This is a genomic window from Planobacterium oryzisoli, from assembly GCF_015354315.1.
Taxonomy (GTDB): domain Bacteria; phylum Bacteroidota; class Bacteroidia; order Flavobacteriales; family Weeksellaceae; genus Planobacterium_A; species Planobacterium_A oryzisoli.
The window spans coordinates 21,636-38,102 of the sequence record NZ_JADKYY010000011.1; the positions used below are offsets into that span (position 1 = coordinate 21,636).

14 protein-coding genes are annotated in these 16,467 nt (G+C 41.5%); 7 read left to right on the plus strand and 7 right to left on the minus strand.

Translation table 11 applies throughout. From position 1 onward, the window contains the following. Positions 1–19 precede the first annotated feature (19 nt). The 4 genes from IC612_RS08570 to lon all read right to left on the minus strand — a co-directional run bounded on the left by IC612_RS08570 (position 20) and on the right by lon (position 5,720). Complete coding sequence (locus IC612_RS08570) at positions 20–646, minus strand: 7-carboxy-7-deazaguanine synthase QueE (protein WP_194739772.1); 627 nt, start codon at positions 644–646, stop codon at positions 20–22. A 17-nt stretch (positions 647–663) separates the two neighbouring features. Next, complete coding sequence (gene folD / locus IC612_RS08575; protein WP_194739773.1) at positions 664–1,542, minus strand: bifunctional methylenetetrahydrofolate dehydrogenase/methenyltetrahydrofolate cyclohydrolase FolD; 879 nt, start codon at positions 1,540–1,542, stop codon at positions 664–666. A gap of 3 nt (positions 1,543–1,545) precedes the next feature. Next, the gene (pgi, locus tag IC612_RS08580; RefSeq protein ID WP_194739774.1) at positions 1,546–3,195 is read right to left on the minus strand and encodes a glucose-6-phosphate isomerase; all 1,650 of its coding nucleotides are present in this window, start codon (positions 3,193–3,195) and stop codon (positions 1,546–1,548) included. 119 nt (positions 3,196–3,314) lie between these two features. Further along, the gene (lon, locus tag IC612_RS08585) at positions 3,315–5,720 is read right to left on the minus strand and encodes an endopeptidase La (protein WP_194739775.1); all 2,406 of its coding nucleotides are present in this window, start codon (positions 5,718–5,720) and stop codon (positions 3,315–3,317) included. Between the two features lie 260 nt (positions 5,721–5,980). On the opposite strand from lon, the gene IC612_RS08590 reads away from it, so the two are divergent. From IC612_RS08590 to serS, 7 genes are all read left to right on the plus strand, one after another. Next, positions 5,981–8,128 carry a peptidylprolyl isomerase gene (locus tag IC612_RS08590; protein ID WP_194739776.1) on the plus strand — a complete coding sequence of 716 codons (2,148 nt, stop codon included), beginning with the start codon at positions 5,981–5,983 and terminating at the stop codon, positions 8,126–8,128. A gap of 129 nt (positions 8,129–8,257) precedes the next feature. Beyond that, positions 8,258–9,205 carry an MlaD family protein gene (locus IC612_RS08595; protein ID WP_194739777.1) on the plus strand — a complete coding sequence of 316 codons (948 nt, stop codon included), beginning with the start codon at positions 8,258–8,260 and terminating at the stop codon, positions 9,203–9,205. 13 nt (positions 9,206–9,218) lie between these two features. Continuing rightward, positions 9,219–10,541, plus strand: a complete 1,323-nt coding sequence (locus IC612_RS08600; protein WP_194739778.1) for a (Fe-S)-binding protein — start codon at positions 9,219–9,221, stop codon at positions 10,539–10,541. Between the two features lie 23 nt (positions 10,542–10,564). After that, positions 10,565–11,344, plus strand: a complete 780-nt coding sequence (locus IC612_RS08605) for a (Fe-S)-binding protein (RefSeq protein WP_194739779.1) — start codon at positions 10,565–10,567, stop codon at positions 11,342–11,344. A 9-nt stretch (positions 11,345–11,353) separates the two neighbouring features. Continuing rightward, positions 11,354–11,848, plus strand: coding sequence for a hypothetical protein (locus IC612_RS08610; protein ID WP_194739780.1), 495 nt, complete (start codon positions 11,354–11,356; stop codon positions 11,846–11,848). Between the two features lie 86 nt (positions 11,849–11,934). Continuing rightward, positions 11,935–12,429: a hypothetical protein gene (locus IC612_RS08615; protein WP_194739781.1), complete on the plus strand. Its 495-nt coding sequence runs from the start codon at positions 11,935–11,937 to the stop codon at positions 12,427–12,429. A 51-nt stretch (positions 12,430–12,480) separates the two neighbouring features. Beyond that, a complete protein-coding gene (gene serS, locus IC612_RS08620) occupies positions 12,481–13,752 on the plus strand; it encodes a serine--tRNA ligase (protein ID WP_194739782.1) in 1,272 nt (423 codons plus the stop codon). 52 nt (positions 13,753–13,804) lie between these two features. Here the strand turns inward: serS and IC612_RS08625 are convergent, their stop codons facing one another. Genes IC612_RS08625 through ccoG form a run of 3 tightly spaced genes read right to left on the minus strand, consistent with a single transcriptional unit; the run spans position 13,805 to position 16,455 of the window. After that, positions 13,805–14,548 carry a sulfite exporter TauE/SafE family protein gene (locus IC612_RS08625; protein WP_194739783.1) on the minus strand — a complete coding sequence of 248 codons (744 nt, stop codon included), beginning with the start codon at positions 14,546–14,548 and terminating at the stop codon, positions 13,805–13,807. After that, positions 14,533–14,991, minus strand: coding sequence for a FixH family protein (locus IC612_RS08630; protein WP_194739784.1), 459 nt, complete (start codon positions 14,989–14,991; stop codon positions 14,533–14,535). Before IC612_RS08630 ends, IC612_RS08625 begins: the two co-directional genes overlap by 16 nt. A gap of 6 nt (positions 14,992–14,997) precedes the next feature. Beyond that, positions 14,998–16,455 carry a cytochrome c oxidase accessory protein CcoG gene (ccoG, locus tag IC612_RS08635; RefSeq protein ID WP_194739785.1) on the minus strand — a complete coding sequence of 486 codons (1,458 nt, stop codon included), beginning with the start codon at positions 16,453–16,455 and terminating at the stop codon, positions 14,998–15,000. Between the last annotated feature and the right edge of the window lie 12 nt (positions 16,456–16,467).

Consider the following 16,467-nt stretch of genomic DNA (forward strand, 5'->3'; position numbering starts at 1 on the left):
CTAATGTATACGGGAAGAGTTAAGGAATATTCAGATACTTATGCGTTTGAACGGAGGCTCTCCATTGGGGGTTTTGCATGATGAAGTCGGTTATAGCGGGATACATGGTATCTCTTTTACTCCACTCACTTTGCAGATAAAGCATACAATTTCTAGTAACTTTCTCGGCCTCCTGCAATGCAAATTGGAAGTCGTGATTGTTATAAACGATTACTTTCAATTCGCTGGCAACCGTATAAATTTGGGGCAAAGGCAGCATGGTTTTTTTAGGGGAAAGGGTTATCCAGTCTAAAATACCACTCAAGGGGTACGCGCCCGAGGTTTCAATATGAATGGTACATCCGAGTTCTTTAAGGCGCTGCGTTAAGGGATTCAAATTGTACATAAGTGGCTCCCCGCCGGTAAGTACCACAGTCTTGCAGAAACTTGCAGCTTTCTCTGCAATTTCTCGCGCATTATGCAAAGGGTGGAGCAGTGGATTCCAACTCTCCTTTACGTCGCACCAATGGCATCCCACGTCACAGCCACCCAGACGGATGAAATAAGCTGCTTTTCCTGTATGAGCACCCTCGCCTTGAATAGTATAAAAATGCTCCATTACCGGGAGCATTACACCTTGATCTAATAATTCATTTTCTTTATTCATCCAATAATAGAGCTTGGTTACTTGCCATGCTTCTTGTATGCAAGAAGGGTGTTCTTCATGAGCATAGCACGTGTCATTGGTCCTACTCCCCCTGGAACTGGTGTGATCCATCCTGCTACCTCTTTACACGATTCAAAGTCCACATCGCCTTCAAGGTGGTAGCCTTTGGTTCCATCATCTTCTACGCGCGTAATTCCAACATCAATGATTACTGCACCGGATTTGATCATGTCTGCTTTTAAGTATTTTGGTGCACCTAACGCGACAATAATGATGTCTGCCTGGCGCGTGAACTGCTCAATATTTTGTGTATGGCTGTGCACCACTGTAACTGTGGAGTCTCCTGGATTTCCTTTACTGCTCAATAGGATACTCATGGGTCTGCCAACAATTCTGCTGCGGCCAATAACGACGCAATGCTTGCCTTTTGTTTCGATATTGTACCGCTCTAAGAGCGTCATGATGCCATAAGGGGTGGCCGGTAAATAAGCATCCATTTCCAATGCCATTCTTCCAAAATTTTCCGGATGAAACCCATCCACGTCTTTTTTGGGATCTATCGCATTAATTACGGTTTCTTGGTCTATGGATTTGGGCAGGGGTAGTTGTACGATAAAGCCGTCGATAGAATCGTCCTGGTTCAGTAGTTCAATTTGTTCCAAAAGTTCTTTCTCATTGACCGTATCGGGCAGTTTGGTTAAGGTAGAGGTAAATCCAACCTCCTGGCAATCTTTAACTTTACTGCTGACGTATGCTTTACTTGCTCCGTTTTCGCCGACAAGGATTGCAGCAAGATGGGGCGGTCGCAAACCTTTTTCAACGATTTTATCAACCTCTCTTTTTATTTCTTCTTTAATGTCCTGGGAAACCTTAAGGCCATCTAATATTACTGCCATATCCTAATTGTTTTTCTTGTTTTTAAAGTAATTGATAAGGCCCTGCGTAGAGCTGTCGTTCTCGTGGGATTCCTCGTCGGTAGTTAAATTTCTAAGGATATTTCCAGCAAGCACCTTTCCAAGTTCCACGCCGTACTGGTCAAAACTGTAAATATTCCAGATGATACCCTGTACAAAGATTTTATGCTCGTAAAGCGCGATTAACTGTCCCAGAGAATAGGGCGTTAGTTCATCAAAGAATAATGAGTTTGTAGGGGTATTGCCCGGGAAAACCTTGAAGTTAGTCATTCGCGATGCATCCTGGTGCGATAAACCTTGTTGCAACAGTTCGTCCTGCGCCTCCTCTTCTGTTTTTCCAAAGGCCAGGGCCTGAGTTTGTGCAATGTAATTGGCCAGGAGTTTAGGTTGGTGGTCGGAAAGGGGATTGCATGAATTAACATAAGCGATAAAATCGGCTGGAATTAATTCCGTTCCCTGATGCAGGAGCTGGTAAAACGCATGCTGCCCATTTGTTCCCGGTTCGCCCCAAATCACAGGTCCCGTCTGATAATCCACAAATGCCGAGGAGCGGTCTACACATTTGCCGTTACTCTCCATATCCGCCTGCTGTAAATATGCAGCAAAGCGATCCAGATATTGCGAATACGGTAAAATTGCGTAGGAAGAAGCATCAAAAAAATTGCGGTACCAGATGCCAAGCAGTCCCATTAAGACGGGTATATTAGCTTCAAGGGGCGTCTCTTTGAAATGTTTATCGATTGCATTAGCCCCCTCAAGTAGTTTCAAAAAGTTGGCATGTCCAATGGAAAGCGAAATACTAAGGCCAATCGCACTCCATAAAGAATAACGACCGCCTACCCAGTCCCAAAACTCAAAGATGTTTTCAGGAGCAATCCCAAAGGAACTTACCGCTTGCGTATTAGTGGAAAGTGCAACAAAGTGTTTTGCAATATCTTTTTCACTGGCTCCAGACTGCAGAAACCAGCGGCGTGCAGATTCTGCATTGGTCATGGTTTCCTGTGTGGTAAAAGTTTTTGAAGCGATAATAAATAGAGTGCTCTCAGGATCCAATGTGCGGATTGTTTCTGCGATATGATTGCCATCAACGTTTGATACAAAATGGACATTCAAACGCGAACGATAATGTTTGAGCGCAGAGCTTACCATAACAGGACCTAAATCGGATCCACCGATGCCAATATTAACAACATCAGTAATTGCCTTTCCTGTATATCCTTGATGCTCACCAGAAATAACTTTCGTGCTGAATGCATCCATCTGATCTAAAACCCGTTTGATTTGAGGTTTTATATCCTTTCCATCGACAAAGATCGGTTCTTGAGAGAAATCGCGAAGTGCGGTATGCAGTACAGCCCTGTTTTCCGTTTCATTTATCTTATCCCCGTTAAACATGCGTTCGATCGCATCTTCCAAATGGCACTCCTTTGCCAGGTCCAAAAGCAAAGTTAAAGTCTCATCGGTAATGAGGTTTTTTGAGTAATCAAACAAAAAATTATCCGTCTGAACAGACATTTTAGAAAAGCGTTGTGGGTCTTGTGCAAAGAGACTGCGTAGCTCCCATTGGTTTTGATGGTAATGGGCGGTTAACTTTGACCAAGCAGTAGTTTTTTGTGGATTTATTCGTGGAAGCATGGAGCTGTTTTTTGATGTTTTAGAATAAGGAATTTTAACGACGCAAATTTAGGAAAAATTATACCTCCATACGGAAATGGAGGTATAATTGAAATGGTATTACTATGATTTTACTTAGCTTAATCGACAAGTGCTAGGTCTATCACTTCACTCATCCGTGAAACGTAATGTATTTGTAATTTATTCAGGTAGTCTTTGTTTATTTCCTCAACGTCTTTCTTGTTGTCCTTACTTAAGATTACTTCCTTAACTCCTGCCCTGGCAGCGGCTAGAAGTTTCTCTTTAATACCTCCTACTGCCAAGACTTTTCCTCTCAAGGTAATTTCCCCTGTCATTGCCAGATGGCTCTTTACTTTTTTATTCTTAAAGCTGGACACCATGGATGTGAGCATCGCTATTCCTGCAGAAGGACCATCCTTGGGAGTTGCTCCTTCCGGCACGTGCACATGTATATTTTTGTTCTTAATGTGCTCGTGGGAAATGCCTAAATCGCTGTGTTTTGCCTTTATGAATTCTAGGGCAATCGTTGCCGATTCCTTCATCACGTTGCCTAAGTTACCTGTCATGCTCAGAGTTCCTTTCCCCTCACTCAATATACTTTCAATGAACAGAATGTCCCCGCCCACGCTCGTCCAGGCTAGACCTGTGACCACTCCAGGTACTGAAGTGATCTCCGAAAGACTTTTTGGTCGTGGTACCCCTAAGATTTGATCTATTACGGCCACTGTAATCTTGGAATCATATTCTTTTTCCATGGCTATTTGCAATGCAACCCAGCGTGCTATTGCAGCAATACGTTTCTCCAAAGTACGCACCCCACTTTCAGAGGTGTGCGCATTAATAATATGTTGAAGTTCCTTATCGCCCAGCTTGAAAGATTTGTTACTAAGTCCGTTGTCTTGCTGTAACTTTTTGATTAGATGTCGTTTCGCTATCTGAACCTTTTCTTCTAAAGTATAACCGGTCAGCTGAACTATCTCCATCCGGTCAAGAAGCGGCGTTTGAATGGTGTTTAACGAATTTGCGGTGGCAATGAACATGACTTTTGAGAGGTCGTACCCGTATTCGAGGTAATTGTCATAAAAACTATGGTTCTGTTCCGGATCTAATACCTCCAGAAGCGCGGAGCTTGGATCGCCATGAATTCCTTGTCCCACCTTGTCGATTTCGTCCAAAACAATAACAGGATTGGAGGTTCCGGCTTTTTTAATGGATTGTAATATTCTCCCCGCCATAGCACCTATATAGGTCTTTCTGTGCCCTCGGATTTCGCTTTCGTCATGCAGCCCACCAAGCGATACGCGTACATATTTTCTGCCAAGAGCGTCAGCCACGGATTTTCCTAAGGATGTTTTTCCTACCCCTGGAGGCCCCACTAAGCAAAGTATCGGGGACTTCATATCGTTTTTCAATTTAAGCACCGCCATGTGCTCCAAAATACGTTTTTTAATATCCTCGAGTCCGAAATGCTCCCGATCCAGCATTCTTTGTGCCTTATTTAAATCAAAACTGTCCTGAGAATATTTATTCCAAGGTAATTCGGTGAAAAAATCCAGGTAATTTCTCTGGACATTGTAGTCCGGCGAGTTGGGATGTTGGCGTTGAAGTCTACTTAGTTCTTTAGTAAAATGCTCCTCTACATCAGACGGCCACACGATCTGAGCGGCTTTATTGCGAAGCTCTTCCGCATCCGATTCTGCACCTCCGCCTAGTTCTTCCTGAATAGTCTTTATCTGTTGGTTCAAAAAGTACTCACGTTGCTGTTTATCCAGATCGCGTGAAGTTTTCTGGTGAATCTGATTTCTAAGATCCAGCTTTCTGAAGTCTTCGTGCATTAGTTCGTAGCAGTTCTGAGCCCGCTTCATTAAACTTTTTTCTTCTAGTAGCCGTTGCTTCTCTTCTATTTCAAAATTACCGTTCGTGCAAATGAAATTAAGTAGATCTTCATGGTCATTCAAATTGTTAATCGCAAAATTCGCAGCGTTTGGTATGTTTGGATCTAGCTGAATAATCTTAAGTGCTAGTTCTTTGATATTCTCCAATAATGCATCAAATTCCTCCTTATTGCGTGTGGAGGAGTCTTTCAATAGTTGTAGTTTCGCTTTAAAATAGGGTGAGGTAGAGACAAAATCTTTAATTTTAAAACGTTGTACCCCCCTTGTTATCGCAGTTATATTACCCTCGGGTAAGGTGATTATTTTTATAATGCGCGCCAGTGTTCCAATGCTGTGGAGGTCGCCCTCAGAAGGACTTTCCAGCATGCCGTTTTTTTGCGTGACAATTCCAATTATATCACCGTTACGATGGGCTTCTTCAAGTAATCTTTTGCTTTGCTCGCGGCCAGCCGTGATGGGAATAACCACTTTTGGGAACATAACCATATTGCGTACCGGAAGAATGGCAAATTCTTCTTTATTCTTAGAATTTCTCTTATCGTCTGCATCCGAAAACTCTACTTCATCCGCAACAATATTAAAATCTCCTTCCATTAGATTGTCAAATTCCAAGTTTTCAAATTCGTTCATAAGTTAATTGTCTTGACAGAATGTCATTTTTTGTATGAGATCAGTAAAAATAAAATGCACAGATATGCTAAATACTCGGATTATGTGTGCAAAATGAATAAGGCTCAATTCCTATGCCACTCAGGCAACTTTTATATGCTGTGACAGATTTGCCGAATTATGGTATTTATTCAAACTAGTGCGGTCAAATTAAATGTGTTCTTTTTTTTCTAATATCTTTAAAATGTGTATTTTCGCACACTGATAAAAATGAATAACGAATGGCAGTTTTAGGTGAAATAAGAAAAAGATCATGGTTAATGGTAGGTGTGATAGCGGTAGCGCTATTGGCATTTTTAGTTAATCCCGATACATTTGATCAGGTTTTCGGTAAAAACCCTAACATTTTAGGTAAAGTTAATGGCGAGGAAATCACCAGAGATGAGTTTAGTGATCAATTATTTATTCTGCAGCAACAGGCGCAACAGCAGGGAGCTCCCGCAGTAGGTCTAGAAGAGCAGGCCTGGCAAATGTTAGTGCAGTCTAAACTCATTAAACAGCAATTCGAAAAGCTCGGATTAAATTTGAACGACGATTTCTTTTGGAGTCAAGTGCAGTACGATCCATTGTTTTCTCAAAATCCAAGTTATTTCGATGAAAAAGGAAATTTTAAACTTCAGGAAGTAAAAAAATACTACGAAGGGCTGGAAGAAAGTGGGAATATTCAAGAATACAATCAATGGTTGAAATTTAAAAAGAGTATTGAATACCGCATGATGGCCAGACAACTTTTCGCCAACATCAGCAATGGTATAACAGTAAGTAAAAAGGAGGCCGAAGAGATGATTCGCCAAAGAGATTTGACTGCTCAGATCGATTATGTAAAAGTGGATTACGCCTCATTCTTGCAGAAAAACCCCATTAAAGTAACTACCGCGGATCTGGCAGATTTTATAAAAAAACGTCCACTTACCTACAAAGCAGAGGCGTCCAGAAATGTAGGTCTTGTTTATTTCCCTGCAACACCTAGCCTCAAGGACGATCAAAAGGCTAAAGCGGAAATCGATAAGTTATTCGCTCAAGGTACGGATGCTAGTGGAGGAACCGAAAATTTCAAGAATACTACAAACGATTCCATGTTTGTGATGTTAAATTCTGATCTTCCTTTTAATCCTACATATTTCACTAAGGAACAGTTGCCTGCCACAATTGCGGACGATGTTGTTAATGCACCTATTGGCCAGGTATTCGGACCGTATAAAGAGCAGAATTTTTATGTAGTTTCCAAGTTACTAGACAAAAAGACTTCGGATTCTACCTTATCGCGTCATATTCTAATAGCACATAAAGACAGTCCGGCCGGGCAGGGAGTTACGCGTACTAAAGAAGAAGCAAAAAAATTAGCAGATTCAATCGGGACTATTCTTAAGAGCTCTATTGATAGATTCCCCGAGTTTGTAGCTGTCTCTAATGATCCGAGCTCCGCTGCACAAGGAGGAAGCTTGGGTTGGACAACACCAGAGACGCCTTTTGTTCCTGAATTCTTAGCCTTCCTAAACGCTAATCCTAAAGGAGCGACGGGCGTAGTGGAAACACAGTTTGGTTACCACATCATCAATATCCAGGATAAAAAAGCCGGAGCGATGGGGTACAAGATTGCTAATTTGGTCAAGGCGGTTAAACCTTCAGATGAGACAGAAAACGCAGTGGATAAGAATGCCAGAAGGTTTATACAGCAAGTTCAAGGCAAGTCTTTCAATGATTTCTCAAATTTGGCAAAAAAATCAAATTACCAGTTTGTAAATCCTAAAACTTTAAAAAGATTTGAAGGTCAGATTCAAGGATTGGGAACGGATAAAGACGAAGAAATAATTGCTTGGGCGTTCGACAAGAAAAGGAAAAAAGGAGAAACGGAATATTTTGTAGTGGAAGGCACAGGTGATCGAATCGTAGCTTTCTACAATGGAAAACAGGATGCCGGTCTAGTGGATCCAGAATCTGTGCGAGAGCAGATTGAGCCAGTAGTGAAGAATCAGCTTGCTGCAAAGAAAATAGTAGAAAGAATAAATGGTGCAAAAGCTACGTCATTAGAACAAATTGCTAAGCTTTTTGGAACTTCCAAAGCAAGTGCTGATGTGAATCTGCTTACTCCAGCAGTGGGTATGGCGATGGAGCCTAAAGTTGCTGGTGCTGCTTTTGGAATTGGAAAAGGAAAGTTGTCTAAGCCTGTGGAAGGAATGACAGGCGTCTACGTAGTGCTTAAGAAATCCGAAAAAGTAAATAAACAACCAGGTGATGCGAAGCAAGTTGCTGAAGCGATTGCCGGCCAAAATGCACAAATGTTTGGACAATTGCTGATGAAGAGCTTACAGGATAACGCGGACATTGAGGACTACCGAATAGAAGTTTGGAATAAGCCAGTACAATAGAATAATTAAATTAAAGATAAGCGACGGAATTTCTTAGTTCCGTCGCTTTTTTTATGTTTTGCCCTAAGCACGTAGTTTACAGTGTTTTTCTTTAAATTATCATATATTTGTGTGCTAAAAAATACAAAAGTGAATTTATCGAAAGAAGTTAAGGCCGGATTAATTGCGGTAGTTGCTATATTAGGATTTGTCTTTATGTTTCAGTTCATGAAAGGAAAAAATCTTTTTACTACCGACAATATTTTCTATGCCAAGTATGATAATGTAGAAGGATTAGAAGCTTCCAGCCCTGTTTCAATCAATGGATTGAAAGTGGGTCAGGTGGATGCCATTACCCCTATTACAGACGCCAAGGGTAAGATACATTTTGTTTTGAAAGTAATTGTAGACGACGAATTTGAATTCTCTAAGAAGTCTACCATCGAAATTTTCGAGCCAGGTTTCATGAGCGGCAAGCAGGTTCGTATCAATCTAGCGTATGGTGGAGAGATGGCTAAAGATGGTGATACCTTAGCGGGTGGGTATAAAGATTCAATGCTCAACAGTATAGGATCGCAAGTAGGTCCCGTTAAGGATCAGGTGCAGTCGGTTTTGAAACGGGTGGATTCTTTGATGCTTAATGCAAATGCTATTACCGATGCACGTAATCAAGCTGAAATCAGGGCGCTACTTGCCAGTTTGAACCGTACGGTTTCCGCTTTTGAAACTACCAGCCGACAAACAAATCAATTGCTTGCAAACAACGATCCAAGAATTCAGAGAATGTTGGATAATGCAAATCTAGCAACCGTAAGCGCTAAAAATGCAATCGACAAATATGGGACTGTTGCGGAAAGTATCGACACTGAAAAGCTTAACAATACTATTGAAAAGCTGAGCGTAACTGCCGATAAATTGAATAGTGTTATTTCGGGAATACAAAATGGTGAAGGATCGCTTGGAAAATTAGCGAAAGATGAGCAACTTTACAATAATCTAAATAAAACAGCAGAGAATCTAAATGTTTTGGTAGAGGATATGAAAGCCAATCCAAAGCGCTACTTAAATATCTCGGTATTTGGTAAGAGCTCAAACTAATTAAATTTTGACCATGGAGTATATTGACAATGTGCTTTTTGTTGTATTACTGGTTGCAGGTATTTTCCTGTTTGCCCGTAGTCTGAATTCTATATTCCAAAATATTAAACTTGGGAAGTCAATAAACCGTTCCGACCGTCCCTCAGAGCGCTGGATGCGGATGACCTATGTAGCATTGGGGCAAAGTAAAATGGGCGCCCGCCCGGTTGCAGGTTTTCTACATCTCTTGGTATATGTCGGATTCGTTATAATCAACATTGAACTGATTGAAATTATTATTGATGGTATTTTCGGAACACACCGCGTTCTTTCGGGTTTGATGGGTACTACACTGTACGGGCTATTTACTTCTACTCTGGAAATCCTTGCTTTATTAGTACTTATTGCTGTAGTTCTGTTTTTTGCACGACGCAATTTTTATGGTGTAAAGCGATTAACTATGAAAGAGCTTTTTGGTTGGCCCAAGAACGATGCGAATTGGATTTTGGTGATTGAATTCGCTCTGATGACCGCTTTCTTCGTGATGAATTCATCAGATGTCTTGCTACAACGCTCAGGCGCCTACCAAACACTTGGAAATTTTCCGGTAAGCGAACTTCTGTTTGTCCCTATAATAGATTGGTTTAGTTTCGCAGATACGGCCCTGGTATTCACTGAAAGGTCTGCTTGGTGGTTTCACTTTATAGGTATTTTATTTTTCATGAATTACCTTTACTATTCGAAGCATTTACACATTATTCTGGCTTTTCCCAATACCTGGTATTCAAAATTGGAACCCAAAGGGGAAATGAATAATCTTGCGTCGGTTACAAGAGAAATAAAGTTAATGATGGATCCAAGTGCAGATCCTTATGCGGCCACAGAGCAGAACAGCAATGATAAATTTGGAGCCAGCGATATTTTTGACCTTAACCAGGTCCAGCTTTTAAATGCATATACCTGTACGGAATGCGGTCGGTGTACAGCAGTATGTCCCGCCAATCTTACAGGCAAAAAACTCTCCCCGAGGAAAATAATGATGGACACCAGAGACCGTCTGGAAGAAGTGGGTCGAAATATTAAAGCCAACGGCACTTTCCAACCCGATGGCCGCCAGCTCTTAGACGATCATATTACGCGTGAAGAACTCAGAGCCTGTACCACCTGTAACGCATGTGTGGAGGCTTGTCCCGTATTAATTGATCCCCTATCTATCATTATAGATTTGCGTAGGTACATGATTATGGAAGAATCTTCTGCTCCTCAGGAATGGAACGTTATGATGTCCAATATTGAGAATAATGCAGCACCTTGGCAATACAATCAAGCGGATAGATTGAATTGGGCAAGTGAATAATTTCTTATAATTGAAGTTTAGATATGGAACTGAAGATAAAGACAATGGCAGAATACGCCGCCGAAGGTAAAGCTCCTGAGATTCTTTTTTGGGTAGGATGTGCCGGTAGCTTTGACGACCGCGCAAAAAAGATAACCAAAGCTTTTTGTAAGATTCTAAATAAGATTGGTGTCGAATTCGCAGTTCTGGGTCAGGAGGAAGGATGTACCGGAGATCCTGCCAAGAGAGCAGGTAACGAATTTGTATTTCAGATGATGGCTCTAACCAATATTGAGATACTAAATGCCTACGAAGTGCGCAAGATTGTAACGGCATGTCCCCACTGTTTCAATACGTTGAAGAATGAGTATCCAAGCCTGGGTGGGAATTATGAAGTGGTACATCATACGCAGTTGCTAAAGGATCTTATGCAACAGGGTAGGCTTAAAGTTGAAGGCGGAAAGTTCGAAGGTAAGAAGATTACCTTCCATGATCCTTGTTATCTGGGCCGTGCAAACGATGAGTATGAGGCGCCTCGGGATTTACTCAAAAAGCTCGATGCGGAACTTGTCGAAATGAAGAGGTGCAAACAAAATGGTCTTTGCTGCGGAGCAGGCGGGGGACAGATGTTCAAAGAGCCAGAAAAGGGTTATACCGATATAAATATTGAGCGCACTAAAGAAGCTTTAGAAGAAAATCCTCAGGTAATTGCTACCGGGTGCCCATTTTGCATGACGATGATTACCGACGGAGTAAAACATTTCAATAGCACAGTGGAAGTGAAAGATATTGCTGAGCTACTAGCAGAAGTTGACGACCTTTAAGAGAGTGAAATGAAAATTGAACAATCAGAAATAATTGAAACAAATGACTACAGGGTAATTATATATCCTGCCTCGCGGCCTTTCACGGCAAAAGAGAGTAAAGATATTGCGGAGAAATTATTTGAATATCTTTCCACTTGGCGAGCCCATGGTAAACCATTGTCCTCGTCCTTTAAGATTGAGCATAATCAATTTATTATCGTTGTGGTGGATGAAGATAAGGAAATGGCTTCTGGCTGCTCGATTGATGCCTTAAATTCAGTACTTCGCGAATTGGACACAACCTATTCGCTAGGACTGTTTGACCGTATGAAAGCGAGTTATATGATTGGAGAAAACATTATTACCAAACCTCTTGCGGAATTTCGTAAAGAAGTGCGTAGCGGTGAAATTAGTGAGGACGCACAGGTTTTTGACTTTTCGAAATCAACGTATGTGAATTATTTGTCCGATTTCTTACTGCCTTTACGCCGCAGCTGGGCAGGGATTTATGTGAGCAACTGAATAACTCCAATACCAATTTAAGAATAGCCTGACATTTGCAGGCTTTTATTTTTTAGTGAGCGTATCGTAGCTAAGGACACAAAAACATGAAATACTACCTAACTATATTAGTGCTGATTTCCAATTTGATAGGGTGCGCCCGTTCTGAAGGCCCCCAGGAAGTTCAAATTGACCAGACTCTAAAAATTTATTATAAAGACACGCAGGGTAGGGATTTGCTTTCTATATGGCAGAATGCGGGCGCAGATCCAATACGCTGGGAAGATCTATTGGCTGCCCGAGCTGGAGAGAATGTAAATTTCTTAACCAAGAAAGACTCTTTGGGAATAAACTACATTGAATATCAGGCAGGAGCAACCCGGCTAGAGACGTCTGATGCCTCAACTATGGATAGATTGTTTACTACAGAGATCCAGGTTAATTATACCACAGACTCGCTCGCTGAGGTTCATAGCGATACATTACAAGTCATATATAGGCTAAGTCCAACTCGGTTTTTTATATCAAAAGTTCAGTATAACCAGCAGTTGCTAGCAATAGATCCTATCGGAGCGGGCAATAGTGTTACTGTGGTTAAATAATCCGTAAATTTGTATGCCATAGAGTAAGGGCGTACGGTTAATACAAGACAAATGTTGCAAGTAAGTTTTATAAGAGAAAACAAAGACAAAGTGCTAGAAGGCCTTAAAAAGAGAAAATTTAAGGAAGTAGAATTGGTAGATAGTGCTTTGCAGCTGGATGATCAGCGAAAGAGATTACAGTTTGAGCTGGATGAAAAACTGGCGGAACTTAATAGTGTTTCGAAAGAAATTGGCGCACTATTGAAGAATGCTCAAAAGGAATTAGCAGAGCAGGCTAAATCGCGCACTGCAGACCTAAAGAATGCAACACAGAGCTTAAAGTCACAATTGGAAGAAATTGAAGAGAATCTGCTTCAGGTACTCTATCTTATTCCTAATATTCCGGCACCGATTGTTAAAGAAGGCGGCGGAGCAGAGGAGAATGAAATCGTTTTCCAAAGCCACGAAATCGCTCTTAATTCTACGGGACTTCTTCCGCACTGGGAATTAGCGAAAAAATATAATCTAATTGACTTTGAACTAGGCGTAAAAATTGCTGGTGCAGGTTTTCCCGTCTATCTTGGCAAGGGCGCCAGGTTGCAGCGGGCTTTAGTACAGTATTTTTTAGATAAGAACGTGGATGCGGGATACCAAGAAGTTAATCCTCCCCATGTGGTAAATGAAGCGTCAGGCTACGGCACGGGCCAACTACCAGACAAAGAGGGACAGATGTACCACGTAGGTATGGATGATCTGTACCTTATACCCACTGCTGAGGTACCTGTCACAAATATCTATCGTAATGTAATTGTAGAGGAAAACCAACTGCCGATAAAAAATACGGCGTTTTCTCAATGCTACCGTCGGGAAGCAGGCAGTTACGGTGCACACGTACGGGGACTCAATAGACTGCATCAATTTGAGAAAGTAGAGATTGTTCGTATCGAAAAGCCTGAAGATTCATATGAAGCCTTAGACGAGATGGTTGAGCATGTAAAAGAGATTCTTAACGAACTTGAGCTCCCTTATAGAGTGCTTCGCCTTTGTGGAGGAGATATGGGCTTCACTTCTGCATTGACTTATGATTTTGAAGTATGGAGCGCCGCGCAAGAGAGGTGGTTAGAAGTTAGTTCCGTTTCCAATTTCGAGACATATCAGGCTAATAGACTTAAGTGCCGCTACAAAGGTTCTGAAAAGAAGGCACAGCTTGTTCATACGCTAAACGGTTCAGCTATGGCACTTCCTAGGATTATGGCCGCTCTGCTGGAAAACAATCAGAGCCCGGAGGGAATAGTATTGCCAAACAAGATTGCCCGGTATGCAGGAATGGAGATAATAAACTAGATTTTCAAAGGAATTATAGTAAAAGTACAGTTTAAATAAAACTGTCCTTTTTTTAATGGCAGGTACTGTGATCGCCCTGCATGTGTTCCCTTGAATTATTGTGTTGTACTTCGAGTGCTTGCTTTTCTGGGGAGAGGAAAGGAATCCCAAGCTCCAGAGCCCGGACGATAATTAATGAGCCCATAATAAGCATTATAAAGGGCATTATTTTTAATACTTTGATTCTAAGTGCACTATTGAGCATTCCACCAAATAGGACTACTAAAAATAGGAAAGGAAAGGTGCCTAGTCCGAACAGTGTCATGAAAAGTGCTCCCTGGACTATACCGCCCGCGGCAAGAGATGCGGTGAGCGCGACGTACACCATGCCACAAGGAAGTAAGCCGTTTAGAATACCTGTTAGAAATCTAGACTTCAGATCCTTTTGAGCAAGTAATTTTCCTAAACGCATTTTTACTTGAAGCAGTCCACGGTTTACAATGGGTATCTTCGTGGCGAAATCGCCTTTTGTAAACGTGAAGAACGCCATAACTATCAGTGATATCCCCACGAAGATCGTAAGATATTGCTGAAGTCCAGCTAGTTTGAATCCCTCTCCTAGGATTCCAAGGATACCGCCCAGTAGTGTGTAGGTAACAATCCGACCTAAGTTATAGGTGGTATTTTGGAGATGGAAATTGATTGCTTGTTTTTTACTGAGTCCCATACTGAGTGCTATGGGCCCGCACATACCAATGCAGTGAAAACCGGTTGCAAAACCTAAGCTCAAAGCAGAAAATATTAGCGCACTTTCCATAAAATATCGTAGTCAATTTGGTACGGTTTCCCTTGTTGACTCCACTGTACTTTAAGCGTATAAGAGCCTGGGATTAGAACGGCAGCAGGTATTTGCAGGAGGTTGTTTTTGAGAGCTACTTGTTTGTTTATATCCAATTTAGCATCGTCCGTTCTAAATAGGGTAAATTCCACGGTATTGCGGTCTAAAGCTATGGTAGAAGGAAACTCAACGGTGATACCCTCCGCTGTCTGGTTGTACGAAGGTTGTTCCTTAAGTGCATCCGCGTTGTTTTTTGCATCGATTACCTCCTGATACATCAATTCGTCCTGGTAGTAATTTGTAGACACTAGCTCAGCGTTTTGCCAGGATCTTGTAAAGAAGAAGATAAGTGATAATATAAATAGGATGAAAAGACCCAGTGCCGTTGCAACACCATGTCCCCATGTAAAGTTCTTAAACATAACTATCTAAAATTGTAATTTAAAAGGGCCTTCAAAATAGGTTTCGAAGGAGTCTAACATTTCTCCGTCTTCATCAAATACACCAATAGTAACATTTTGCTTGGAGAGTTTAATTTCATCTTGCGGGAAACTGACATTTACAGTTCCTTTTGAAATCTGGTCTTTCTTTAATTTAATTCTGTCGGTATTACTGAACGTGACCTTGCCGTTTTCGGGGTTGATAACTTTGATGGTCACCACGCGGTCTTTATTGGTTTTATTTAAGAACGTATAATTGTATATGTTGGTAATTTGACCATCTCTGACGAAGAATGTAGAGCCTGCAGGTTTAATAAATTTGGCTTCCAGTTCGCCTCTACTGTATAATAGAAACGCTAGAAAACCAGTTAATACGAGAAGAACTACCGTGTAGGCTTTCATTTTTCCCGTAAAGGTAAACGGTCGTTCCTGTTCAATTTCGTCTTCCGTTGCATAGCGAATTAAGCCAGGAGGTAGACCGGTTTTTATCATAACCTCATCACAAGCATCGATACAAGCGGTACAATTTATACATTCCAGCTGCTGGCCGTTACGGATGTCTATTCCAGTAGGGCATACCACTACGCACTGATTACAGTCTATACAATCGCCTTTTCCAGCTGCACGCCTGTCTTCTCCCTTTCTCCATTTGGCTCTGTTTTCCCCTCTTTTGAAATCGTAATAAACGTTAATGGTCTGCTTGTCAATAAGAACACCCTGCAATCTGCCATAGGGGCAGACAAGTGTACATACCTGTTCACGAAACCAAGCAAAGACAAAATAGAAAGCGGCTGTAAATAGAATCATTACAAGAAAGTTTGAAGGATGGGCAAACGGTCCTTCTTGCATAATTTCCAAAACCCTTTCGTAACCCACGATATACATAAACATTACATGGGTAATGATCAGGGAAATAACTATGTAAATACTCCACTTGAGCGATCTTTTCCAAATCTTTTCTGCATTCCAGGGCTGCTGGTCCAGTCGCATTTGTCTGTTTCTGTCTCCCTCGATGGCGTACTCAATTTTTCTAAAGATCATCTCCATAAAAATTGTCTGAGGGCAAATCCACCCGCAAAATATCCGGCCGAAGACTACTGTGAAAACAATAATAAATATTATTGAGGCTATGGCACCCAGAGCCAGGATGAAAAAATCTTGGGGGTAAAACGGTTGTCCGAAAATGAAAAACTCCCGATCCAAAACATTGAGGAGAAGGAAGGGGTTGCCGTTGATTTTTAAGAAAGGAATAGCAAAAAATACTGCAAGCAAGAATATGCTAACAAGGAGACGGTAGTTGGTATAGCGGCCTTTCGGTTTTCTTGGAAACACCCACTTTCGCTTGCCGCTCTGATCCATTGTGTTTACAGTATCTCGGAATGTTTCAGGGTCCACCACCTGGCCTTGACCACCGCGGAAATTGACGTCTTTATCTTGATATGCCATTTTGCTATAAAT